This is a genomic window from Kribbella sp. NPDC051587 (assembly GCF_044453945.1).
In the GTDB taxonomy this organism is placed as follows: domain Bacteria; phylum Actinomycetota; class Actinomycetes; order Propionibacteriales; family Kribbellaceae; genus Kribbella.
Genome location: NZ_JBITDE010000002.1, coordinates 748,009 through 772,570, shown reverse-complemented (window position 1 = coordinate 772,570; position 24,562 = coordinate 748,009). Strand labels below are relative to the sequence as shown.

Here is a 24,562-nt window from a genome sequence, read left to right as displayed (position 1 = left end):
ACGATCCGAAACGCCGGATTTCCCTTACCCGTAAAGGCGTTGGAAACGCCGCAACGGCGGCACCCCCGAAGGGATACCGCCGTCGCGGGTGACTCTGATCAGTTCTGGTACGAACCGAGGTCGAAGTCGTCGAGCGGGACCGACTGCCCGGCGGACGGGCCGAAGTCGTAGTCGTACGACTCGTAGCCGACCATCGAGTACATCGCGGCCTTCGCCTCCTCGGTGGGCTCCACCCGGATGTTGCGGTAACGGTCCATGCCGGTACCGGCCGGGATCAGCTTTCCGATGATGACGTTCTCCTTCAGACCGACCAGGGAGTCGGACTTGCCGTGGATCGCGGCCTCGGTGAGGACGCGGGTCGTCTCCTGGAAGGAGGCGGCCGACAGCCACGACTCGGTGGCCAGCGAGGCCTTGGTGATACCCATCAGCACCGGACGTCCGGAGGCCGGCGTACCGCCCTCGGAGACCACCCGGCGGTTCTCACCCTCGAAGAGGATGCGATCCGCCAGCTCGCCCGGCAGCAGGTTCGCGTCGCCGGACTCGATCACCGTGACCCGGCGCAGCATCTGCCGGACGATGATCTCGATGTGCTTGTCGTGGATGGCCACACCCTGCGACCGGTACACCTCCTGGACCTCGTCCACCAGGTGCTCCTGCGCCTTGCGGACACCCAGGATCCGCAGAACCTCCTGCGGGTCCGGCGTACCCTGCATCAGCTGCTGACCGACCTCGACGTGCTGACCCTCTTCGATCAGCAGGCGGCCACGCTTCGACACCGGGTAGGCGACCTCCTCGGAACCGTCGTCCGGGGTGAGCACCAGCTTCCGGGTCTTGTCGGTGTCCTCGATCGAGATCCGGCCGGCCGCCTCGGAGATCGGCGCCTTGCCCTTCGGCTGACGCGCCTCGAACAGCTCGACGACACGCGGCAGACCGTGGGTGATGTCATCACCCGCGACACCACCGGTGTGGAAGGTACGCATCGTCAGCTGCGTGCCCGGCTCACCGATGGACTGGGCCGCGATGATGCCGACGGCCTCACCGATGTCGACCGGCTTGCCGGTCGCCAGCGAACGGCCGTAGCACTTGGCGCAGGTACCGGTCTTGGCGTCACAGGTCAGCACGGAGCGGACCTTGACCTCCTTGACCCCGGCCTCGATCAGCTTCGCGATCGAGACGTCGCCCAGGTCGCTACCGGCGGTCAGCACGATGCTGCCGTCGGCACCGGCGGTGTCGGTGGCCAGCGTCCGTGCGTAGGCGCTGGTCTCGACGTTCTCCGCGTGGACGACGACGCCGTTCGGGCCGTCCTCACCGATCTGCTTGGGCAGACCGCGCTCGGTGCCGCAGTCCTCCTCGCGGATGATGACGTCCTGCGAGACGTCCACCAGACGACGGGTCAGGTACCCCGAGTCGGCGGTCCGCAGCGCGGTGTCGGCCAGACCCTTACGAGCACCGTGCGTCGCGATGAAGTACTCGACGACGGACAGACCCTCGCGGAAGTTGGCCTTGATCGGCCGCGCGATGATCTCGCCCTTCGGGTTGGCCACCAGGCCACGCATACCGGCGATCTGCCGGATCTGCATCATGTTGCCTCGGGCACCCGAGTGGACCATCATCCAGATCGGGTTGTGCTTCTCGAAGTTCTCCTCCATCGCCTTGCCGACCTCGGCGTTGGCTCCGGTCCAGATCTCGATCAGCTCCTGACGCCGCTCGGACGAGGTGATCAGACCCCGCTCGAACTGCTTCTGGACCTTCTCGGCCTGCGCCTCGTACCGCGCCATGATCTCCGGCTTGGACGGCGGCGTGGAGAAGTCGTCGATGGACACGGTGACACCGGACCGGGTGGCCCAGCGGAAACCGAGGTCCTTCAACGCGTCGAGGGCGTTGGCGACCTCGACCTTCGTGTAGCGCTCGGCCAGATCGTTGACGATCCCGCCCAGCTGCTTCTTGCCGACCTCGAGGTTCACGAACGGGTAGTCGCCCGGCAGCGTCTCGTTGAACAGCGCGCGGCCCAGCGTGGTCTCCAGCGAGAACCCGCCGTTCGCGAGGGGCTCCGAACCCTCCGGAGCGCCCGAACCGGACAGCCGCAGCGTGACCTTGGCCTGCAGCGACAGCTCGTTGCGGTCGAAGGCCATGATGGCCTCGGCCACGGAGCTGAACGCCCGGCCCTCGCCCAGCGCACCGTCCTTGAGCATCGTCAGGAAGTAGATGCCGATGATCATGTCCTGCGTCGGCATCGTGACCGGACGGCCGTCGGCCGGCTTGAGGATGTTGTTCGTCGACAGCATCAGGATCCGCGCCTCGGCCTGGGCCTCGGCCGACAGCGGCAGGTGCACCGCCATCTGGTCACCGTCGAAGTCGGCGTTGAACGCCGAGCAGACGAGCGGGTGGATCTGGATCGCCTTGCCCTCGATGAGCTGCGGCTCGAACGCCTGGATACCCAGCCGGTGCAGGGTAGGCGCGCGGTTCAGCAGCACGGGGTGCTCGGTGATGACCTCTTCCAGCACGTCCCAGACCTGGGCGCGCTGACGCTCGACCATCCGCTTGGCGGACTTGATGTTCTGCGCGTGGTTGAGGTCGACCAGCCGCTTCATCACGAACGGCTTGAACAGCTCCAGCGCCATCGCCTTCGGCAGACCGCACTGGTGCAGCTTCAGCTGCGGGCCGACCACGATGACCGAACGGCCCGAGTAGTCGACGCGCTTGCCCAGCAGGTTCTGACGGAAACGACCCTGCTTGCCCTTGAGCATGTCGGACAGCGACTTCAGCGGCCGGTTGCCCGGGCCGGTGACCGGACGGCCACGGCGGCCGTTGTCGAACAGCGCGTCGACGGCCTCCTGCAGCATCCGCTTCTCGTTGTTGACGATGATCTCGGGCGCGCCGAGGTCGAGCAGCCGCTTGAGGCGGTTGTTCCGGTTGATCACCCGGCGGTACAGGTCGTTCAGGTCGGAGGTGGCGAACCGGCCACCGTCGAGCTGGACCATCGGCCGCAGGTCCGGCGGGATGACCGGGACGCAGTCCAGGACCATACCCATCGGGCTGTTGTTGGTGGCCAGGAACGCGGTGACGACCTTGAGCCGCTTCAGGGCGCGGGTCTTGCGCTGGCCCTTACCGGTCTTGATCGTCTCGCGCAGGTTGTCGGCCTCGGCCTTCAGGTCGAAGGTCTCCAGCCGGCGCTGGATCGCGGCCGCGCCCATCGCCCCGGCGAAGTACTTGCCGAAGCGCTCCTTCATGGCGCGGTAGAGGATCTCGTCACCCTCGAGGTCCTGGACCTTCAGGTTCTTGAACCGGGTCCAGACCTCGTCGAGGCGGTCGATCTCGCGCTGCGCACGGTCACGCAGCTGCTTGACCTCACGCTCGGCGCCTTCCTTCACCTTGCGGCGGACGTCGGCCTTCGCGCCCTCGGCCTCGAGCTGGGCGAGGTCCTCCTCGAGCTTCTTCATCCGCGTCTCGATGTCGTTGTCGCGCCGGTTCTCGAGCTGCTTGCGCTCGACGTCGGTCCGGCCCTCCAGCGACGCGAGGTCACGGTGCCGTGCCTCGTCGTCGACGTCGGTGATCATGTACGCCGCGAAGTAGATGACCTTCTCGAGGTCCTTCGGGGCGAGGTCGAGCAGGTAGCCCAGTCGCGACGGGACACCCTTGAAGTACCAGATGTGGGTGACCGGCGCGGCCAGCTCGATGTGGCCCATCCGCTCGCGGCGCACCTTGGAGCGGGTGACCTCGACGCCACACCGCTCGCAGATGATGCCCTTGAAGCGAACGCGCTTGTACTTACCGCAGTAGCACTCCCAGTCCCGGGTGGGACCGAAGATCTTCTCGCAGAACAGACCGTCACGCTCAGGCTTGAGCGTCCGGTAGTTGATCGTCTCGGGCTTCTTGACCTCGCCGTGCGACCACTGGCGGATTTCATCCGCGGTCGCCAGGCCGATCCGAAGCTCGTCGAAGAAGTTCACGTCGAGCACGATGTGTTATCTCCCGATTGCTGTAGTGATCTGGGGAGCGACCCCCAGGCCCCCGAAGGGGATGGTCTGAGTGAGTTGGCTGTTGATCTCAAGCGGCAACCCGCTCAGACCTCCTCGACGCTGTTCGGCTCACGCCGGGACAGGTCGATTCCCAGTTCTTCCGCTGCGCGGAAGACGTCCTCTTCGCTGTCGCGCATCTCGACCCGGCTTCCGTCGGACGAGAGGACCTCGACATTCAGACACAGGGACTGCATTTCCTTGACCAGAACCTTGAAGGACTCCGGGATACCCGGCTCCGGGATGTTCTCGCCCTTGACGATCGCTTCGTAGACCTTGACCCGGCCGACCACGTCGTCCGACTTGATCGTCAGCAGCTCCTGCAGCGCGAAGGCGGCACCGTAGGCCTCGAGGGCCCACACCTCCATCTCGCCGAACCGCTGACCACCGAACTGCGCCTTACCACCCAGCGGCTGCTGCGTGATCATCGAGTACGGACCGGTCGAACGCGCGTGGATCTTGTCGTCCACCAGGTGGTGCAGCTTCAGCATGTACATGTAGCCGACGCCGACCGGCTCCGGGAACGGCTCGCCGGAGCGGCCGTCGAAGAGCCGGGCCTTACCGGTGCTGTTGACCATCCGGTCGCCGTCGCGGTTCGGGAGGGTCGAGCCGAGCAGGCCGGTGACCTCTTCCTCGAGCGCGCCGTCGAAGACCGGGGTGGCGACGTTCGTCATCGGCTCGGCTTCGCCGGCGCCGATCTTGATCAGTCGCTGCGCCCACTCTTCGGGACTGTCCGGGTCGACCTTCCAGCCGCGGCTGGCGACCCAGCCGAGGTGCGTCTCGAGGACCTGCCCGACGTTCATCCGGCCGGGCACGCCCAGCGGGTTCAGGATGATGTCGACCTGGGTGCCGTCCTCCATGAACGGCATGTCCTCGACCGGCAGGATCTTCGAGATGACGCCCTTGTTGCCGTGACGTCCGGCGAGCTTGTCACCGACGGAGATCTTGCGCTTCTGGGCCACGTAGACGCGGACCAGCTGGTTCACACCCGGCGGCAGTTCGTCGCCGTTGTCGCGGTCGAAGACGCGGACACCGATGACGGTGCCGTTCTCGCCGTGCGGAACCTTCAGCGAGGTGTCGCGGACCTCCCGCGCCTTCTCACCGAAGATGGCCCGGAGCAGCCGCTCCTCCGGGGTCAGCTCGGTCTCACCCTTGGGCGTGACCTTGCCGACCAGGATGTCACCGGTGGTGACCTCCGCGCCGATCCGGATGATGCCGCGCTCGTCCAGGTCGGCCAGCATCTCGTCGGAGACGTTCGGGATGTCCCGGGTGATCTCCTCCGGACCCAGCTTGGTGTCGCGGGCGTCGACCTCGTGCTCCTCGATGTGGATCGAGGTCAGCAGGTCCTGCTGCACGACCCGCTGGGAGAGGATGATCGCGTCCTCGTAGTTGTTGCCTTCCCACGACATGAACGCCACGAGCAGGTTCCGGCCGAGGGCCATCTCGCCCTCGTCGGTGCACGGACCGTCGGCCAGCGGCGAACCGATCTCGACCCGCTGCCCGGCGTCGACCAGCGGACGCTGGTTGATGCAGGTGCCCTGGTTCGAGCGGCGGAACTTCTGCAGCCGGTAGGTCTGGTACGTGCCGTCGTCGGCGGCGATCTCGATCAGGTCGGCCGAGACCTCCTTGACCACACCCGCCTTCTCCGACACGACCACGTCGCCGGCGTCGACCGCACCGCGGAACTCCATCCCGGTGCCGACCAGCGGCGCGTCCGAGGTGATCAGCGGCACCGCCTGGCGCTGCATGTTCGAACCCATCAGCGCGCGGTTGGCGTCGTCGTGCTCGAGGAACGGGATCAGGGCCGTCGCGACCGACACCATCTGGCGCGGGGAGACGTCCATGTAGTCCACGTCCGCGACGAGCGCGAGCTCGACCTCACCGTGGCGACGACGGACCAGCACGCGGTCCTCGGCGAGCCGGCTGTCCTCGGTCAGGGCCGCGTTGGCCTGCGCGATGACGAACCGGTCCTCCTCGTCGGCGGTCAGGTAGTCCACCTGATCGGTGACGAGGCCCTCGACGACCTTGCGGTACGGCGTCTCGACGAACCCGAACGGGTTCACCCGGCCGTACGACGCGAGCGAGCCGATCAGACCGATGTTCGGGCCTTCCGGGGTCTCGATCGGGCACATCCGGCCGTAGTGGGACGGGTGCACGTCGCGGACCTCGAAGCCGGCCCGCTCACGGCTCAGACCACCCGGGCCGAGCGCGTTCAGGCGACGCTTGTGGGTCAGACCGGCGACCGGGTTGGTCTGGTCCATGAACTGCGACAGCTGCGACGTACCGAAGAACTCCTTCAGCGCCGCCACCACCGGACGGATGTTGATCAGGGTCTGCGGCGTGATCGCCTCGACGTCCTGGGTCGTCATCCGCTCCCGGACCACGCGCTCCATCCGGGCCAGGCCGGTGCGCAGCTGGTTCTGGATCAGCTCGCCGACGGTCCGCAGCCGCCGGTTGCCGAAGTGGTCGATGTCGTCTTCCTCGACGACGATCTCACCGGTCGGCGCGGGCAGCTCGGTCTTGCCCTCGTGCAGGGCGACCAGGTACTTGATCGTGGCGACGATGTCGTTGATCGTCAGCACGGCCGTGTCGTGGGTCTCGTCGCGACCCAGCTTCTTGTTGATCTTGTAGCGGCCGACCTTGGCCAGGTCGTAGCGCTTGCCGTTGAAGTAGTAGTTCTCCAGCAGCGCCTGCGCGGCCTCGCGCGTCGGCGGCTCGCCCGGACGCAGCTTGCGGTAGATGTCCAGCAGCGCGTCGTCCTGCCCGGAGGTGTGGTCCTTCTCCAGGGTGAGGCGGATCGACTCGTACTCGCCGAACTCCTCGAGGATCTGCGCGTCGGTCCAGCCCAGGGCCTTCAGCAGCACGGTGACGTTCTGCTTGCGCTTGCGGTCCAGCCGGACACCGACCATGTCCCGCTTGTCGACCTCGAACTCCAGCCACGCACCGCGCGACGGGATCACCTTGGCCGTGAAGATGTCCTTGTCGGACGTCTTGTCCGGCGTGCGCTCGAAGTACACACCGGGCGAACGGACCAGCTGCGAGACCACGACACGCTCGGTGCCGTTGATCACGAAGGTGCCCTTGCGCGTCATCAGCGGGAAGTCGCCCATGAAGACGGTCTGGCTCTTGATCTCGCCGGTCTCGTTGTTCATGAACTCGGCGGTGACGAACAGCGGCGCCGAGTAGGTGACGTCGCGCTCCTTGCACTCGTCGACCGTGTTCTTCGGCGGCTCGAATCGGTGGTCGCGGAACGACAGCGACATGGTGCCGCTGAAGTCCTCGATCGGGGAGATCTCCTCGAAGATCTCTTCCAGGCCGGAGGGGCCGGACAGTTCGGTCCGCCCTTCGGCCTCGGCGGCGGCCACGCGGGCCTGCCAGAGTTCGTTACCGACCAGCCAGTCGAAACTGTCCACCTGCAGCGCGAGCAGATCGGGAACCTCGAGAGGCTGCGCGATCTTCGCGAAGGAGATACGGCGGGGAGAGCCGGAAACGTCGGAAATGCTGTCGGACTGGGGGTTGCGCGAGGCGACCAAGGGGCGTCCTTCCACGGGCTCGCAAAGTAACTTCTGTGTGGCACTTGCGGTGCTGATGCTGAGCTTTCGAGCGCAGGCCAAACCACCCCAGTCAAGTCGAGACCCGAGCCGAGGTGGGAGAAAGGCAGCGCAAAGCAATAGGCTACCCGATAGAGGCAAGCCTGTCCAATGGGGTCCGATAGTTTGCCTTCGGACCACCCTTTCCGTCAAGGACCGACCCGGTGTCTCCAGTGGGTAGATCACCCACGAGCCTGCCGGCGTCCTCTTGGTGCGGAGTCACAAAGAGACTACAGTCCGGCGATCTCCTGGACCAGCCATCGGCCGTCTTTTCGGACCATCGTGAACCGGGTCCGGTTCAGATCGACCCGGGGCTTACCCTGCGTGATCGTGCTGGTGGTGGTCTGGTTCACGAAGATGATCAGCGTGACCCGGTCGGCGTCGCCGTCGCGGACCCCGACCTCGCGGACCTCGGCCTTGACGGTCGCCTTGGACTTGGTCGCCAGCTCGCCGGCCACCTTGGCGGTCTCGTCGAACTTCCCCGCGAACTCCGGGGTCATCGTCGCCCGCGCCGCGGCGAAGCTCTTGTCCAGGTCGCGGTAGTCGTAGCTGAGCGCCGTCTCGGCAGCCTTCCGCCCGGCCGCGGCCGCCTGGTTGCGGGCGTCCTCGGCCTGTTTGCCCTGCCAGGCCTTCACCCCGAGTACGGCGGCAACGGTCAGCACCAGGACGATCAGGACACCGAGCAGCGCGAACAGCACGCCGCCGACAGGGCCTTTTTCACTACGGTCAGTAGCCGAAGAGGGTGTCTCGGACTCGTCAGCAGGGGTGTCTTCAGCACCTGCTGTGTCCTGAGTCACAGCCTCAAGCGGTTCATCGACCCCTTCATCGACGCTCTCCTCGATCACCGCGTCGAGCGGCTCGTCGAGCAGGTCCTCGGTGGTTTCCTCGGTCGCGGGCCCGACCCCGGTACGGCGTTGGCCGGCGATCCGGGGGCGGTGACGGGGACGGTCCGGCATCAGCCCACCACCTGCAGGTCGGCGGTCAGCCAGCGACCCTTCTCGCGGACCATGTCCAGCTTGATCCGGTACCGGCGCTCGACCCCGTCGGCCGACGCGGTGTTCGTGACGACCGCGTTGACGATCACCAGCACCTCCGCCGAGTCCTTGTCCCCGGACACCACCGCGGCCTCCTTCACATCGCCCTTGGAGGTCGCCTTGTTGGTCCCCACGTCCGCCTTCACCGCCGCGATCCCGGCCTCGAACTCCTGTCGGAACTGTCCGGTGGAGTCGTCCAGCACGCGCTTCGAGTCCGCGTCCCAGGTCTGGTAGTCGTAGGTGGTGAAGTCCAGCGCGAGCTGCCGCGCGGACTTCATCGCACCCTCGCGCAGGCTCTTGTCCTGGCGCTGCTTGTGCAGTGCGATCACCGAGAGAGTTGCGGCGGCCAGCGCGATCACCAGCAGGACGCTCAGCGCCCATGCCACGATCAGCCTGCCCCGCCGGGAGTTGCCCGAAGTCACTTGCCGGTCACCGGTCCGAGAATCAGAGCCTTCCAGGAGTCGCTGCCGAGCAGCTCCTGCTGTCCACCGGTCGAGCCGAGAATCATCTCGGGCATCCCGCCGGAGCCACCGGCCGCGCCGGTCGCCGGGTCGTAGCCGATGCCGTAGCCGACGCGGTTGCGGTCCGCGCGCGACGACGGCGCCGGCGCGTTCTGCGCGCCCCGGACGTTGACCCCGGACGACGGCGACGCCGTACAGCTGGCGGTCTTGGCCTTGGTGTTCGAGGTCTCCTGCGGCACTCGCCAGTCCTTCGGGTAGCCCGCGCGGCAGGCCGGCGGCGAGAAGCCGAGCACGAGCCCGAAGTGCGCGTCGTAGTGCCCGGTCCCCGGGTCCTTGGCCGGTACGACGTACCCACCCATCGACACCGCCGGATACACGACGAGCAACTGCTCGACGGCATCCAGCCGGACCGCGGTCAATTGGCTCACCGTCAGCAGGTTACCCAGCAGCACCGCGATGTCGGCGCGGTTGTCCTGGATCAGGCCGGTGAGCTGGGTCGAGGCGGCCGAGCCCTGGTCGATCACCTGGCGCAGGTTCGCGTCCGAGCTGACCAGGGTGTCGGACAGCAGTGCGAGGTTCTTCGCCCAGGTCTTGATCGCGTCGCCGCTGGCCACCTGGGTGGCCAGCACGGTGTCGCCGTCGTTGATCAGCTTGATGGTCTGCAGGATGTTCGCGTCCGCGTCGTCGATCAGCGTGCCGGAGCTGTCGATGATCTTCTGCAGGTCGGTGCCCTTGCCCTTCAGCGCGGTGCCGAGCTCCTTGACCGTGGTCCGCAGGCTGTCCTGGTCGACCGAGTTGACCAGCTGGTCGAGGTTCAGCAGCAGCTCGGTGGTGTCGATCGGGATCGCGGTGTTCTCCCGGTCGATCCGCGAGTTGTCCTTCAGGTACGGCGCTCCGTCGCGGCGCGGCTGCAGATCGACGTACTGCTCGCCGATCGCGGACCGGTTCGCCACCACGGCCAGCAGGTCGTTCGGGATCTTGTTCTTCTTGTCGATGTCCAGGTCGACCAGTACGCCGTCGGGCAGCAGCTTCAGCTCGCCGACCCGGCCGACCGGCTGGCCGCGGTACGTCACCTCGGCGCCCTCGAAGATGCCGCCGGACTCGGCGAAGCTGGCGCTGACCGTGTAGTCCTGGTCGTAGAGCAGCTTGTCGACCTGCGCGTACCGGGCGCCGACGAAGGCGATCCCGACGACGGTGATCAGCAGGAACACCATCAGCTGGATGCGGACTCCCTTGGTGATCACTTGACCATCCCCGGCATCAGGGCTCGCGCCAGGTCGGGATCGAACCCGGCCCGGTTGAGCTTCGGGCCGCAGACCGGCAGCAGGAGCACGGTCACACAGGTCGTGGCCACTCCGGTCGGTTTGGTGCCCGGCTTCGTCGTGGTCGGGTTGTGCAAGGGAAGACTCACCCCGAGGGTCGGCAGTGCGGTCGGGCCGACCGTGGGCAGGTCGAGCCCGAGCAGACCCTTGAGCAGCTTCTGGGTGTTGATGTCCAGCGTGATGCCCAGGTTGGTGAAGTCACCCTGGACCCCGCGCGCCGCGTCGTCCGGGAACGGGTAGGTGAACAGCAACTGCAGCGACTTCGGCAGGTTGTCCCCCGCCTCGGCCAGCTTGGTCAGGATCGGGTACAGCGATTGCAGGTTGGCGACCAGATCCTTCTGCGCGGAGGTGATCACGCGGGTCGCGGTGCTGCCGAGCGTCGACAGCGCCTGCAGCGTCTTGACCAGCGCGGCCCGCTGCTTATCCAGGGTCGCGATCGACTTCGGCAGCGAATCGATCGCCGTCGCCAACGTCTCCTTCTGGGCGTTCAGCTTCTTCGCCAGCGCGTCGACCGCGGTGATCGCGGTGACGATCTTCTGCTTGTTCTGGTCCAGGGTGCCGACGAAGGTGTTGAGCTGGGTGAGCACGTCCTTGATGGCCGGCTCGTTGCCCGTCAGCGCCTTGTTCAACTCCTGCGTGATGATCTGGAGCTGGGCGACACCGCCGCCGTTCAGCAGCAGCGACAGCGCGGACAGCACTTCCTCGACCTCGACGTTGCTGGTCGTCCGCGACAGCGGGATGACCTCGCCGTTCTCGAGCCGGCCGCGCGGTGCCTCCGCGCCGGTCGGCTGGGCCAGCGAGACGAACTTCTCGCCGAGCAGGCTGGTCTGGCGGATCGTGGCGCGCTCGTTGTCCGGGAGCTCCAGGCTCTTCGGCAGCTTGATGCGGACCTTGGCGACGTACCCCTCGAGCCAGACCTTCTCGACCGTCCCGACGGTCACGTCGTCGACCTTCACGGTCGACTTCGGCACCAGGTCCAGGACGTCGGAGAACTCGACAGTGACCGTGTACGACGGTCCCTTGATCTTCGCGCCGCCGGGCAGCGGCAACGAGTACACACTGAAGTCACACCCGGTCAGCGTCATGGCCAGGGCCAGCGCTCCCGCGACAAACGCAGTACGGCGTCTCATTTCACCAACCCCCCGAGCGTCGGGTCGACCGGGTCCGGGCTGACTCGCTTGAGCGGCGCACTCGGTACCCCGGCCCACGGCGTACCGGCTGGTCCTCCGCTGGCAGGTGCGCCACCGGTCAGCTGGCTGAGCAGCGGGAGCTTGGGCAGCGCGTCCAGCACCGGCTTGAGCAGCGAGCAGGTCGACAGCGGCTGGTTGACCTGCAGCAGCAGCGAGCAGATGAACGACGACGGGTTGTCGAGCTGGGCCAGGTTGAGCCGCTGGTCCAGCGTGCCGTACTGCGGGTTGTAGATCCGGGCCAGGTTGCCCAGACCGAGCGGTGCGGTGTCGAGGATCTGAGCCAAGGCCGCCTTCTCCTTGACCAGGATCTGCGAGAGCTCGGTGGCCCCGGAGACGGTGCTCTTCACCAGCGTCCGGTTGTCCTTGACGAACGTCGCGACCTCGCCGAGCGCGGTCGCGAGCAACGACAGCGCCGAGGACAGGTCCTTGCGCTCCCCGGCCAGCGTCGTCGACGTCGCGGCGAAGTTGGTGTTGAACTGCTTCACCAGCGCGTCGTTCGCGGCGAGCGCGGAGACGAAGGTCTGCAGCTGCCGGATCGTCGAGAACAGGCTCTGCGAGTTGCCCGCGAGCGTCCCGGTCAGCTTGGAGACGTCGGTGATGGTCTGGTTGAGCTTCGCGCCCTGGCCATTCAGGTTCTTCGCCGAGACGTCCAGCAGCCGCGACAGCGCGCCCTGGTCGTTGGCGCCCTTGGGGCCCAGCGCGACGGACAGGTCGTTCAGGCTCTGGTAGATCTGGTCGAGCTCCAGCGGTACGGCGGTCCGCTCGAGCGGGATCTGCGCCCCGTCGGCCATCACGTCGCCCTTGGAGTACACCGGGGTGAGCTGCACGTACCGGTCGGCGACGATCGACGGCGCCGCGATGACAGCCTTCGCGGTGGCCGGCACCTTGTGCTTGGCCTCCCACCAGAACTTCACCCGGACCGTGCGGCCGGCCGGGGTGACGCTCTCCACCTCGCCGACCTTGATGCCGAGGATCCGGACATCGGAGCCCGGATAGACCGAGACCGCGCGCGGGAAGTACGCCGTCGCCGTCACCCGCTTGGGGTTCGGCCACAGCGAGACCAGACTGATCGCGACGATCACCAGGACGACCGCGATCGCGATCCACCGGGACAGCGACGACACCTTGGTCATCGGCCACCTCCCAGCAGCGGCGGCAGACCGAGGTCGATCTTCGGCAGCGGCACCTCGGGAACCGGCGCCAGGTTCTGCAGGTAGACGTCGAACCAGGGCCCGGTACCGAGCGTGTTGGTAAACAGCTTCACGAACGGCGCCAGCCCCTTGATGCTCGCGTCCAGGTCGTTCTGGTTCTTCAGCAGGACGCCGAGGACCGCGTTCACCTTCTGCAGCGTCGGACCGAGATCCTTGCGGTTCTCGCGAACCAGCGCGGTGATCTGCGCGGACAGCTTCTGCGTCGAGACCAGCAACTGGTGGATCAGCGCGCGCCGCGCCTGCACGGCCTGGAAGACGGTGTTGCCGTCCTTCATCAGCTTGATCAGCTGCTGGTTGCGGTCGGCGAGCACCTTGGTGACCGTGTTCGAGTGCTGCAGCAGGAGCTTCAGCTGCTCATCTCGCTTGGCCACGTTCCGCGAGAGGCGCGACAGTCCGGTCAGCGAGGCCTGCACCTCGTCCGGCGTGTTCTTGAAGGTCGCCGACAACGTGTCCAGGGCCTTGGCCAGCTGAGCGGTGTCGATGCGCTCGGTCGTGTTCGCGAGATCCGAGAACGCGTCCACGACGTCGTACGCCGAAACTGTGCGCGCGAGCGGGATCTCCGAGCCGGCCTTCAGCTCGCCGCCGCCGGCCGGGTTCAGCTTCAGGTACTTCTGGCCGAGCAGCGTCTTGATCTTCATCTCGGCGCCGGTCTGGTCACCCAGCTTCACGCCCTTGTCGACCACGAAGTCGACCCGGACGTGGGTGCCGTCGAGCTCGACCTTGCGCACCTGCCCGACGCGAACCCCGGCGACCCGGATCTCGTCGTTCGGCTTCAGGCCGCCGGCCTCCGAGAACTGCGCGGAGTACTTGGTCCCGCCACCGATCAACGGCAGGTCCTGCGCCTTGAACGCGGCCAGCATGATCAGCCCGATCACGGTCAGGCCGATGACGCCGATCGTCACCTGGTTCTGTTCGCGGAAAGGCTTCACGGCTTTTTGCACCTCGCCGAGTTCAGGTCGTAGCTCACCGGGATGCGGGTGCCGGTCGGGAGCGTGACGTTGCCGTCGAAGTTGCACAGGTAGAAGTTGAACCAAGACCCGTACGACGCCGTCCGGGTCATCGTGTTCAGCTTCTCCGGCATGAACTGCAGCGTCTTCACCCAGATGCCCTGGGTGTCGTCGAGGGTGGTCGCGACCGTGCGCAACCGGTCCAGGTCCGCCTTGATCGGGACCCGGGTCTGCTGCAGCAGGCCGGCCGTCTTGGTGTTCAGCGAGTTGATCGAGCCGAGCGAGTTCAGGATCGGGTTGACGTCCTGGCTCAGGCCGGTGATGAACTGCTGCAGGTTGACCAGCAACTGGGAGAAGTTCTGCTGCCGCTGCGACACGATCTGCAGGGTCGAGGTCAGGTTCGTGATCAGGCTGCCGATCACCTCGTCCGCGTCGGCCAGCGTGGTGGTCAGCGACGCGGTCTTGGCCAGCAGCGACTCGATCGTGCCGCCCTCGCCCTGCAGCACCTTGATCACCTCGAACGCGAACTGGTTCACGTCCGCCGGGGTGAGCGCGGTGAACAGCGGCTTGAAGCCGTTGAACAGCACCGACAGGTCGAGCGCCGGCGCGGTCCGCTCCTTCGGGATCAGCCCGTTCGCCTTCAGCCGCTCGCCACCGCCGACACCGTCGGTCAGCGCGATGTACCGGTTGCCGACCAGGTTGCGGTAGCGCAGCGTCGCCTTGGTGGAGGTGTCGACGACCTGGTCGGAGTCGACGCTGAAGGTCACCAGCGCCAGCGTGTTCTGGTAGAGCGCGATCTTGTCGACCTGCCCGACCTTCACCCCGGCGATCCGGATGTCGTCACCCTGGTTCAGCCCGACCGCGTCGGTGAAGACGGCCCGGTACTTCGTCGTCGCGTTGAAGGTGATGTTCCCGATCGTCACCGCCAGCAGGGCGGTCGCGATCGTGGTCACCACCACGAAGATCGACAGCCGGACGATGTCGAACGAGGTCTTCTTGTCGAGCAACTTGGTCATTTGAGATTCACCTGCCCGCCCCTCAGCAGCGGTCCGACCAGCAGTGTCGTCAGATCCGGTACGTCGCTCGCGGGGATGCCCATCCGCGGGGCGACGACCGCGTCGACGACCTTCTGCTCGGCCGGCGTACCGACGCCCTGGGTGTCCATCGCGAACCCGGGCATCGCGCGGTTCAGCGTCAGGTTCAACGGGAACCGCTGGTTCTTGTTGTGGTCGCCGACCACGCCGTCCTCACCGGTGATGTACGGCGCGGGGTTCTCCTGCGTGTACGGGCCCGGCTTCGAGCCCGGGTGGCTGTAGTTCTTGCCGACACAGGTCGGGCCGCGATGGTCCTTGTACACCGGGAGTTCGTTCGGCTCGTACGGCGTCGGCTGGTTGGTGATCAGCTCGAGGTTGATGTTCAGCCGCCCGTCGCGGAACGTGTCGTTCAGGATCGGGGTGGTGTCGGTCATCACCTTGAGGAAGCACGGCACCTCGGGCGAGTAGCGCTCCAGCAGGTCCAGCACCGGCTTGCTCACCTCGCCGAGGCGGATCACCCGGTCCTCGTTCTGCTTCAGGAACGTGTCCGTCGTCGAGGAGAGCGTCTGGACGTCGACGAAGAACTTCTGCAGCTGCTGTTCCTTCTCCACCACCGTGTTCCCGGTGATGGTCAGATTGCGCAACGCGCGGACCAGATCGGGCGTCGCGTCGCCGTACAGCTGGGAGACCTGGGTGAGCTTGGTCAGCGCGTCCATCAGCTTCGGGACGTTCGGGTTCAGCTTCTTCAGGTAGGCGTCGAGCTGGGTCAGCGTCCCGGCGATCTCGGTGCCGCGGCCTTCGAGCGCGGTGGCCAGCGTGTTCAGCGTCGCGTTCAGGTCGGCCGGGTCGACCGCCTGCAGCAACGGCAGGGCGTCGTTCAGCACCTTCTCGATCTCGATGCCGACCGCGGTCTTGTCCCGGGCGATCACGTCACCGGCCCGGATGTGCCGGCCCTCGGCGCCACTCGGCGGGACCAGCGCGACGTACTTCTCACCGAACAAGGTCTTCGGCAGGATCCGCGCGCTGACCGCACTGGAGATCTCGTCCACCTGGTCGGGCTTGAGCGACAGCCTGATCGTCGCGTCGGAGCCGTCGGTGGAGACACCGCTGACCTCCCCGACGATGATGCCGCGCAGCTTCACATCGGCGTGCTCGTTGAGCTGCAGGCCGATGTGGCTGGTCTTGAGCTCCACGTCGACGGTCTTGGTGAAGACCTTCGCGTAGAACGCGTACGTCAGCCAGAGCAGGAAGCACAGCACACCGATGAACACGACGCCGTAGACCTTGTGCGGGAGCTTGTCGATCATTGCTCACCCCGCCAATCTGACTGTGGTCGTCGTGCCCCAGATGGCCATCGACAGCAGCAGGTCGACGACGTTGATGACGACGATCGACGTCCGCACCGCGCGACCGACCGAGACGCCCACACCCGCCGGACCGCCGCTGGCATGGTAGCCGTGGTAGCAGTGCACGAGGATCACCAGCACCGCGAAGACGAGCACCTTGCCGAACGACCACAACACGTCACCTGGTGGTAAGAACAGGTGGAAGTAGTGGTCGTACGTGCCGGTGCTCTGACCGTAGAACGTGGTCACGGTCAGCCGGGTCGCGAAGTACGACGCGAGCAGGCCGACGACGTACAGCGGGATCACGGCGATCAAGCCGGCGATGATCCGGGTGGTGACCAGGTACGGCAGCGACGGGATCGCCATCGTCTCGAGGGCGTCGATCTCCTCGCTGATCCGCATCGCGCCGAGCTGCGCGGTGAAACCACAGCCGACGGTCGCGGCCAGCGCGATGCCGGCGATCAGCGGGCCGATCTCGCGGGTGTTGATGTAGGCACTGACGAAGCCTGCGAAGGCCGACGTACCGATCTGGTTCAGCGCCGAGTAGCCCTGCAGGCCGACCTCGGTGCCGGTGAAGAACGCCAGGAACGTGATGACGCCGACGGTGCCACCGATCACCGCGAGAGCGCCGGTGCCCAGCGTCACCTCGGCCAGCAGCCGCATGATCTCTTTGCGGTAGCGGGTGACGGATTTGCCGGACCAGGCCAGCGCCTTGACGTAGAAGGCGAGCTGCTCACCGAGCTTGTCGAGCGAGTTCAGCGGCTTCTTGACGAGGGTGTCCACCAGGGCTGACATGTCAGGCCCCCTTCGGCGGAACGAGCTGGAAGTAGATCGCGGTCATCGAGAAGTTCGCGACGAACAGCAGCATGAACGTGATGACGACCGACTGGTTCACCGCGTCGCCGACACCCTTCGGTCCGCCGCCGGCGTTCACACCCTTGTACGACGCCACGATGGCCGCGATGAACCCGAAGACGAGCGCCTTGGCCTGGCCCTGCCACAGGTCGGGCAGGTGCGCGAGCGCGGTGAACGACGCGATATAGGCACCCGGGGTGCCGTCCTGCAGGACGACGTTGAAGACGTAACCGCCCATCACGCCGACCACACTGACGAAGCCGTTCAGGAAGAAGGCGACCAGCATCGTCGCCAGCACCCGCGGCACCACCAGCCGCTGGATCGGGTCGATCCCGAGCACCATCATCGCGTCGAGCTCTTCGCGGATCTTCCGCGCACCGAGGTCCGCACAGATCGCCGAGCCACCAGCTCCGGCGATCAGCAGCGCGGTCGCGATCGGCGATGCCTCCCGAACCACAGCCAGTACGGCGGCCGACCCGGTGAAGGACTGTGCGCCGAACTGCTCGATCAGTCCGCCGACCTGCAACGCGATCACGGCACCGAACGGGATCGCGACCAGCGCGGTCGGGATGATCGTCACGCTCGCCACGAACCAGGCCTGCTGGAGGAACTCCTTCAGCTGGAACGGACTGCGGACCGACGCCCGCATCGTGTCGAGAGCGAAAGCGAACAGGGAGCCGGCTTGCTTCAGCGGGGCGGTGGCACTCAGAGTCACGTAGCCCCCACCGTCGAGGACTCGAACGAGCCGGGGGGCGGGGTGACACCGTGCTCACGGCACCACTCGCCCGGCGGGCGCTGGGTCGGCCGGAGCATGCCGCTGCTGGGCAGCTGCTGGATCGGGATCGGCGGCAGCGGGGGAAGCTCCTGACCGGCCTCGGCGGCCAGCTCGTCGGCGTCCTTCTCCTCGGACATGCCGATCGGGCCGACCATCTGGGCGTTCAGGAACTGCCGGATCACCGGCTCCTCGCTGGACAGCAGCATCTCGCGCGGACCGAACATCGCCAGGTGCCGGTGGTAGAGCATGCCGATGTTGTCCGGCACCTTGCGCGCGGTGTTCACGTCGTGGGTGACGATCAGGAACGTCGGGCTGAACGCCTCGTTCAGGTCGATCATCACCTGGTTCAGGAACGAGGTCCGGACCGGGTCGAGCCCGGAGTCGGGCTCGTCGACCAGCAGGATCTCGGGGTCCAGCACCAGCGCGCGGGCCAGGCCGGCCCGCTTGCGCATGCCGCCGGAGATCTCGGCCGGGAGCTTGCGCTCGGCACCGACCAGACCGACCATCTCCATCTTCTCCATCACGATGGATCGGATGTCGGACTCGGACTTCTTGGTGTGCTCGCGGAGCGGGAAGGCGACGTTGTCGTAGAGATCCATCGAGCCGAACATCGCGCCGTCCTGGAACAGCACCCCGAACATCCGGCGCACCTCGTACAGCTCGCGCTCGCTGCAGGTGGCGATGTCGGTGCCCTCGATGAAGACGTGCCCGCGGTCCGGCTTGAGCAGACCGATCAGGGTCTTCAGGAAGACGGACTTCCCGGTACCGGAAGGGCCCAGCATCACGCAGATCTCACCGGCCGGCAGGGTCAGGGACACATCGCCCCAGATCAGCTGGCTACCAAAGGATTTGGTGAGACCTTCGACGCGGACTTCTACGCCCACCGGTCCTCCTCACGGGATCTGTCACGTCATGCCCCGAACCGACGGTTACGTGGTCCAACGAGGGAGCAGTGGCCTAGGTTACGCACGAGTACGGTTTTGCGTAACCCCTCAAAGTCAAGCGATTGCGATCCTAGCCAGACCGAAATGCGGGAAGGGCGGCCTCCGTGAGGAGACCGCCCTTCTCTACGCATTCGTTACGTTCGCTAGCGGAACGTAACTGAGGTCACTTGAGCGTGACGGTGGCCCCGGCGCCCTCGAGGGCCTCCTTGGCCTTCTCCGCGGCAGCCTTGTCGACCTTCTCCAGGATCGCCTTCGGGGCGGACTCAACCAGGTCCTTGGCCTCCTTCAGACCAAGGCTGGTGAGACCGCGCACCTCCTTGATGACCTGGATCTTCTTGTCGCCGGCGCTCTCGAGGACGACGTCGAACTCGTCCTGGACCTCGGCCTCTTCGGCCGGGGCGCCGCCGCCGACGGCAGCGGCAACGGCAACCGGAGCGGCGGCGGTGACGCCGAACTCCTCTTCGAATGCCTTAACGAACTCCGACAGCTCCAGCAGGGTCAGTTCCTTGAACTGGCCGAGGAGCTCTTCGGTGCTGAGCTTCGCCATGATGGCGGTCCTTCCTTGTAACTGTCGATCACTGAATGGGGTGGTGCAGTGAGATCGGCCTCAGCTGTCAGCTGCGGCGGTCTCCTCGGTGCTCGCCTCGGCAGGTGCGTCGACCGTGTCCTGCACGGTCTCCTCGGCCGCCGCCTCGGGAGCCGCAGCCCCGTCCGCCGGAAGCTTGTCCTGCAGCGCCGCGAACAGGCGCGCGGCCTGCGACAGCGGAGCAGCGAACAGCGACACCGCTTGCTGCGGAGCCGCCTTCATCGCACCTGCGAGCTTCGCGAGGAGAACCTCACGCGACTCCAGGTCAGCGAGCTTGGTGATCTCGTCAGTGCTGAGTGCCTTACCGTCGAGCACTCCGCCCTTGATGACGAGAAGGGGATTCGCCTTGGCGAAGTCACGCAGCCCCTTGGCCGCAACCACCGCGTCGCCCTTGATGAAGGCGATGGCCGACGGACCCTCGAGCAGGGAGTCGAACGACTCCACACCCGCATCCTTGGCCGCGATCTTGGTCAGCGTGTTCTTCACCACGGCGTAGTTCACGTCGTCACCGAGCGCAGTCCGCAAGTTCTTCAGCTGCGCCACGGTAAGTCCGCGGTACTCGGTCAGCACGGCGCCGTTCGAGCTACGGAACTCGTCCGTCAGCTCCGCGACAGCGGCTGCCTTGTCCGGCCTCGCCATGGGGTCTCCTTCGTTTGGCTTTCTCGCCGCGGACCCCTGGACAAAGAAAAACGCCCCTGCACAGGCGGCAAGGGCGTGAACATACGAACTACACTCACACTTCTCATCACCTGCGCGGGCCGCCCACCTGAGTGGGACTTTCAGCTGCTAGGCAGCCACCAGCGGTCTTCGGCAGTGTTCAGAGTAATTGATGGAGTCAGCTGGACCAAATCGGTGGCCGGCTGAGCTCCGTGACCACCGGCCGGCCGGCGACGAGTTCGCCGTCCGCGACGAAGCCTTCCTCGCGATCGCTCAGGTCCTGGACGAGCTTCTGCCGCCACCACTGCACCTCGTCGGCCCGGGCGGGGTCGTGCACCAAGTTGCGGGTTTCCTGCGGATCCACCTCGAGGTCGAAGAACTGTTCGTCGCCCCGGCCGGACATCCAGACGTACTTGCGCTTGCCGTCGGTGACCCACTGCAGCGACTGGCCAAGCAGCACGTGCTCACCATGCAGGTGCTCTCGCCAGTGCGTGACGTCCTCACCGCGCAGATGAGCAGCCAGACTGCGCCCGTCGACCGTCTCGGGGATCGCCACGCCGGCCAGGTCGAGCAGGGTCGGCATGATGTCGCGCAGCTCGACGACGTCGTCGATCACCTGTCCTCGTGGGGCTCCGGGTGCCGAGATCATCAGTGGCACATGCGTAGATCCCTCGTAGGGCTGGCCTTTGCGGTACATGTCGTGGTCGCCCAGCATGTCGCCGTGGTCGGAGGTGAACATCACCACGGTGTCCTCGCGCAGCCCGAACTCCGCCAACGTGTCCAGGAACCGGTTGATCTGGTGGTCGATGTGCGACAGATGACCGTAGTACCCGGCCTTGGCCCGGTGGTGCGTCTCGGCGTCGAGTCGCCCGATGACTGTGTCGTGCGCCCCGTCATTGCGGTGTTCGTCGTACGCCGCCGTCCAGTCCCCGACCACGGGATCGGTCCGGGGCATACCGACGTACTGGTCGAAGGCCCACTGTGGCGGGTCGAGTGGTGCGTGCGGCCGGTGGAAGGACAGGTAGAGGAAGAACGGCGTCGTGGGGTCGCGGCGGTAGAGCCAGGAGATGGCCTCGGTGACGACCCAGTTGGTGGGGTGCAGTGCCTCTGGTTTGTCCCACGGTCTGGCGACCACGCTGTTGCAGTTCAGTCCGTTGTCGGTGTAGTCGGCCACTGGTGAGCTACCGGCTTGGGCCTGCAGCCAGGGCAGGTAGTCGTCCACCTCGCGCAGGTCCTTCTGGTGACGCCGACGAGCGAAGTGCAGGTAGCCGTCGTGCAGCCGGACGTCATCGAACCCGATCCGCGACCGTTCCGGGTACACGTGCAGCTTCCCGATCGCCTGCGTCTGGTAGCCCGCATCCCGCAGCGTGCCGGGCAGTGTCACCGGGTGCGTCTCATGGAAGGTCACACCGTCGCGGTAGCCGACCCGACCGTGCCGCTCCTGCGACTGGCCGGTCATCAGGGCGACCCGCGCAGGCACACAGGTAGGCGTCGCCGAGTACGCCCGCGAGAAGCGGGTGCCCTGGGAGGCCAGTTGGTCCAGGTACGGCGTCCGGACGATTGGATGGCCTGCTGCGGACAGGGCATCACCGCGCCACTGGTCGACGCAGATCATCACCACGTTGCGTGCGGTCACTTGTTCTCCTTACCAGGCACAGCGGAAGCCGTGATTGCCGGAGCTGCTCGACGCCTCGTTGGAGCTCCGGGCGCCGACTCGGTAGCGGTTGCAGTACGACGCGTGGCACAGGTACGAACCACCGCGCATGACTTTGTTCTCGCCCCACGCATCGCCGGTCCACTCCCAGACGTTGCCGACCATCTCGTAGAGGCCGAAACCGTTCGGCGGATAGCTGCGGACCGGCGCGGTGCCACGGTAGCCGTCGGCCTCGGTGTTCTTCGTGGGGAAGGTGCCCTGCCAGATGTTGCAGCGATGCTCGCCGTCCGGTGTGAGCTCGTCGCCCCACGGATAGCGCCGCTGGTCGAGGCCACCGCGGGCCGCACGCTCCCACTCGGCCTCACTCGGCAGCCGGCCACCGGCCCACTCACAGAACGCCACCGCATCCGTCCAGGACACGTGGACCACCGGATGGTCAGCACGGTCGCTCAGCCCTGAGCCCGGCCCCTCCGGACGGTCCCACGTCGCGCCGTGGACACCACACCACCATGGCGTCGCCTGCGGGCGCTCACTGATCTTGCGTAGCGCCGCTGGCAGGAACCCAGCGAACACATAGCTCCACCCAAACCGCTCGGCCTCGGTCACGTAGCCAGTGCTCGCTATGAAGGCCGCGAACTGTTCGTTGGTCACCGCAGTCGCGCCAATCTCGTACGACGCCAGCGACACCTCCCGAACCGGTCCCTCCAGGTCACCCGGGAAGCCGTCGGCGTCCTCAGCTCCCATCCGGAAGGCACCGGCCTCGATCAGCACCCGCTCGATCGCTCCGGCCGGCTCACCGCTCGCTGCCCGGGACTCCGGTACGACGCTCTGAGCCGCCCCGGCCCTCGCAGGCGCACAGCATCCGTCTTCGCTCACGTAGTGATCTTTTCAGGAAGCGAGCTTCTAGGGACCTTTGACCGGGTGTGGTGGGATCCACCGTTGCATCGCAGCGGCCGCTGCCAACCCGGTGCCCGCCATCACCACCACCGCAGGTCCCAGTCCGAGTACGGCGGTCGCGCCGGCCAGCAGCAAGGGACCACTGCCGTTACCGGTGTCAGCGAACAGGCGGAACGCACCGAGGAACTGGGCTCGCCCAACCGGCGGCGACGCATCAGCCCCGAGCGTCATGATGACGCCGGCGCCGAGGCCGTTGCCGACTCCCATCAGCAGGGCGACCGCGGTCAGGGTTGCTGTGGTGTGAGTGAGTGGCAGGAGGAGGTGGGCCAGGCCGAGGACCAGCATGCTCGGTACGGCGACCCACTTGCGGCCCATGCGGTCCATCACCGAGCCAGCGGGGTAGAAGAGCAGCATGTCGACCGCACCGGAGAGTCCGAAGATGATGCTGGTGGTTTGAGCATCCAGACCGATGTGCAGAGCCCAGAGCGGTACGACGACCTGTCGTGATGCACGGACTGCGCCGACTAGTAGTGCACCCGTGCCGAGAGTTCGCAGTACAGGCAGGTGCTCGCGGATGACCGTCACCGTCGACTGCGTCGCGCCCGCTCTCCGGCCGCGCACATGCTCGATGTCGGGCAGGCTCACCAACACAACACATGCAAGCACTGCGCCGACCAAGTGGACCCAGTACGCGCCATCGGTGCCGAGGAAACGCATGGCGAGTGCACCGAGGAACGGGCCGATGAAAGAGCCGATGCGTTGCACACCACCGAGAGTGGAGAGGGCTCTGGCCCGTAGCTCGATGGGCACTGCCTCACTCAGGTAGGCCTGCCGGGCCAGGCCCCAGACCGAGCCGGCCAGCCCGGTGACCCCGATGGCAATGGCCAGCCCCCACACGGTCGGAGCGAGCAGGCACGCCACCAGCGCCAGTGAGACCAGCACCGTCGCGCCGAGCATCGCGCGACGCTCACCGATCCTCATGACGAGTGCCCCCGCCGGGATGTCGCCGATGACCTGCCCCAGTCCCGCCGCGGCCACCACCACACCGGCAACCGCAGGCGAAGCTCCCAGATGGGTCGCCGACACTGCGATCACTGGGGCGATGGCGCCTTGGCCGATGCCGTAGAGCAGTGCGGGGAGGTAGACGGATGGTGCGATCTTGAGCAATGCGGCCGGACTGGCCATCAGCTCGCCTCTGCTTGTGCTTTGGCCTGCTCTCTGCCGGCTGGGGTCGCGCCCAAGAGCTCGGAGACTTCCCAAGCTGCTGGGACCAGGAGGGCTCCGAACTCGAGGAGCGTGTCGAGCGGCAGCCGTAGCTCTGGGCCAGAGATCGAGAGGCATCCGACGGCCTGACCGGAGTAGTCGAAGACAGGTGCCGCTACCGAGCAGATGCCTGGCGTCCGCTCGATCAAGGAGGTGGCGAACCCGCGCTGGCGGATCTCGGCGAGCTGCGCGGCCACGACGTCAGGATCAGTGATGGTGTCCGGCAGCACCTGCTCAAGTGGCTCGGCGAGCACGTCCACCTGGCGCTGCCAGGGCGCGAACGCCAACAGCACCTTGCCCGGAGCCCCCTGTGGTAGCGGGAGCGGTACGCCGAACTCGGTGTAGGTACGGCGGAGCTGGTGCCGGCTCTCCACCTGATCGAGCACCACGCGGTGTCCGCTCGGCAGTAACTCGTGGACGGCCGCCGTCTCCCCCGTCGCGTCGCGCAGCGCCCGCAGGACTGGCTGGGCGGCGTCGCGCAGGGTCGCGGGGATCCCACTGGTGTGGGCGAGCTGGACGACCAGCGGACCGATCGCGTAGCGCCGCTGAGCGGTCTGGCGGATCAGTCCGTTCTCCAGCATCGCCAGCAGCAACCTGTGCACGGTGCTGGTCGACAGGCCGGTCGCGCGGGACAGGTCGCTGATGCCGAGGTCCGGCGTACGGGCGTCGAAGCAGCGCAGGATCGCGACCGCGCGGTCTATCGACTGGACAGACCCTCGGGGTATCGTTTCCTGCATTGCAGGATCATATCCCGCATTGCGGGATATCTGCTGCACAGGG

Annotated in this window: 19 protein-coding genes; all 19 read right to left on the bottom strand. The window is 66.7% G+C overall.

Annotated elements, in window-relative coordinates:
• Positions 1-98: 98 nt before the first annotated feature.
• The 19 genes from ACIA49_RS10025 to ACIA49_RS09935 all read right to left on the bottom strand — a co-directional run bounded on the left by ACIA49_RS10025 (position 99) and on the right by ACIA49_RS09935 (position 24,519).
• A complete protein-coding gene (locus tag ACIA49_RS10025) occupies positions 99-3,959 on the bottom strand; it encodes a DNA-directed RNA polymerase subunit beta' (RefSeq protein WP_396376772.1) in 3,861 nt (1,286 codons plus the stop codon).
• A gap of 104 nt (positions 3,960-4,063) precedes the next feature.
• Positions 4,064-7,549 (bottom strand): DNA-directed RNA polymerase subunit beta, encoded by a 3,486-nt coding sequence (gene rpoB, locus ACIA49_RS10020; protein ID WP_396377182.1) that lies wholly within the window; start codon positions 7,547-7,549, stop codon positions 4,064-4,066.
• 287 nt (positions 7,550-7,836) lie between these two features.
• A complete protein-coding gene (locus ACIA49_RS10015) occupies positions 7,837-8,562 on the bottom strand; it encodes a hypothetical protein (protein WP_396376771.1) in 726 nt (241 codons plus the stop codon).
• The gene (locus tag ACIA49_RS10010; RefSeq protein ID WP_396376770.1) at positions 8,562-9,026 is read right to left on the bottom strand and encodes a hypothetical protein; all 465 of its coding nucleotides are present in this window, start codon (positions 9,024-9,026) and stop codon (positions 8,562-8,564) included. The genes ACIA49_RS10015 and ACIA49_RS10010 overlap by 1 nt, the downstream gene beginning before the upstream one ends.
• A 32-nt stretch (positions 9,027-9,058) precedes the next feature.
• Complete coding sequence (locus ACIA49_RS10005; protein WP_396376769.1) at positions 9,059-10,345, bottom strand: MCE family protein; 1,287 nt, start codon at positions 10,343-10,345, stop codon at positions 9,059-9,061.
• Positions 10,342-11,553: an MCE family protein gene (locus ACIA49_RS10000; protein ID WP_396376768.1), complete on the bottom strand. Its 1,212-nt coding sequence runs from the start codon at positions 11,551-11,553 to the stop codon at positions 10,342-10,344. The genes ACIA49_RS10005 and ACIA49_RS10000 overlap by 4 nt, the downstream gene beginning before the upstream one ends.
• Entirely contained in the window at positions 11,550-12,746 is a 1,197-nt protein-coding gene (locus ACIA49_RS09995; protein WP_396376767.1) for an MCE family protein, read from the bottom strand. The genes ACIA49_RS10000 and ACIA49_RS09995 overlap by 4 nt, the downstream gene beginning before the upstream one ends.
• Positions 12,743-13,753 (bottom strand): MCE family protein, encoded by a 1,011-nt coding sequence (locus ACIA49_RS09990; protein WP_396376766.1) that lies wholly within the window; start codon positions 13,751-13,753, stop codon positions 12,743-12,745. Before ACIA49_RS09990 ends, ACIA49_RS09995 begins: the two co-directional genes overlap by 4 nt.
• Entirely contained in the window at positions 13,750-14,787 is a 1,038-nt protein-coding gene (locus ACIA49_RS09985; RefSeq protein WP_396376765.1) for an MCE family protein, read from the bottom strand. Before ACIA49_RS09985 ends, ACIA49_RS09990 begins: the two co-directional genes overlap by 4 nt.
• On the bottom strand, positions 14,784-16,112 hold the full coding sequence (locus tag ACIA49_RS09980) for an MCE family protein (RefSeq protein WP_396376764.1): 1,329 nt from the start codon (positions 16,110-16,112) through the stop codon (positions 14,784-14,786). Before ACIA49_RS09980 ends, ACIA49_RS09985 begins: the two co-directional genes overlap by 4 nt.
• Before the next feature lie 3 nt (positions 16,113-16,115).
• Positions 16,116-16,946 (bottom strand): MlaE family ABC transporter permease, encoded by an 831-nt coding sequence (locus tag ACIA49_RS09975; protein WP_396376763.1) that lies wholly within the window; start codon positions 16,944-16,946, stop codon positions 16,116-16,118.
• A 1-nt stretch (position 16,947) separates the two neighbouring features.
• Entirely contained in the window at positions 16,948-17,655 is a 708-nt protein-coding gene (locus ACIA49_RS09970; protein WP_396377181.1) for an MlaE family ABC transporter permease, read from the bottom strand.
• Between the two features lie 62 nt (positions 17,656-17,717).
• A complete protein-coding gene (locus ACIA49_RS09965; protein ID WP_396376762.1) occupies positions 17,718-18,665 on the bottom strand; it encodes an ABC transporter ATP-binding protein in 948 nt (315 codons plus the stop codon).
• A gap of 223 nt (positions 18,666-18,888) precedes the next feature.
• Positions 18,889-19,272 (bottom strand): 50S ribosomal protein L7/L12, encoded by a 384-nt coding sequence (gene rplL, locus ACIA49_RS09960; RefSeq protein ID WP_396376761.1) that lies wholly within the window; start codon positions 19,270-19,272, stop codon positions 18,889-18,891.
• Positions 19,273-19,332: 60 nt separating this feature from the next.
• The gene (gene rplJ, locus ACIA49_RS09955; RefSeq protein WP_396376760.1) at positions 19,333-19,950 is read right to left on the bottom strand and encodes a 50S ribosomal protein L10; all 618 of its coding nucleotides are present in this window, start codon (positions 19,948-19,950) and stop codon (positions 19,333-19,335) included.
• Positions 19,951-20,146: 196 nt separating this feature from the next.
• Entirely contained in the window at positions 20,147-21,604 is a 1,458-nt protein-coding gene (locus ACIA49_RS09950) for an arylsulfatase (RefSeq protein WP_396376759.1), read from the bottom strand.
• Between the two features lie 9 nt (positions 21,605-21,613).
• On the bottom strand, positions 21,614-22,498 hold the full coding sequence (locus tag ACIA49_RS09945; protein WP_396376758.1) for a formylglycine-generating enzyme family protein: 885 nt from the start codon (positions 22,496-22,498) through the stop codon (positions 21,614-21,616).
• A gap of 27 nt (positions 22,499-22,525) precedes the next feature.
• Complete coding sequence (locus tag ACIA49_RS09940) at positions 22,526-23,704, bottom strand: MFS transporter (RefSeq protein ID WP_396376757.1); 1,179 nt, start codon at positions 23,702-23,704, stop codon at positions 22,526-22,528.
• Positions 23,704-24,519 carry an IclR family transcriptional regulator gene (locus tag ACIA49_RS09935; RefSeq protein ID WP_396376756.1) on the bottom strand — a complete coding sequence of 272 codons (816 nt, stop codon included), beginning with the start codon at positions 24,517-24,519 and terminating at the stop codon, positions 23,704-23,706. The genes ACIA49_RS09940 and ACIA49_RS09935 overlap by 1 nt, the downstream gene beginning before the upstream one ends.
• Positions 24,520-24,562: the final 43 nt, after the last annotated feature.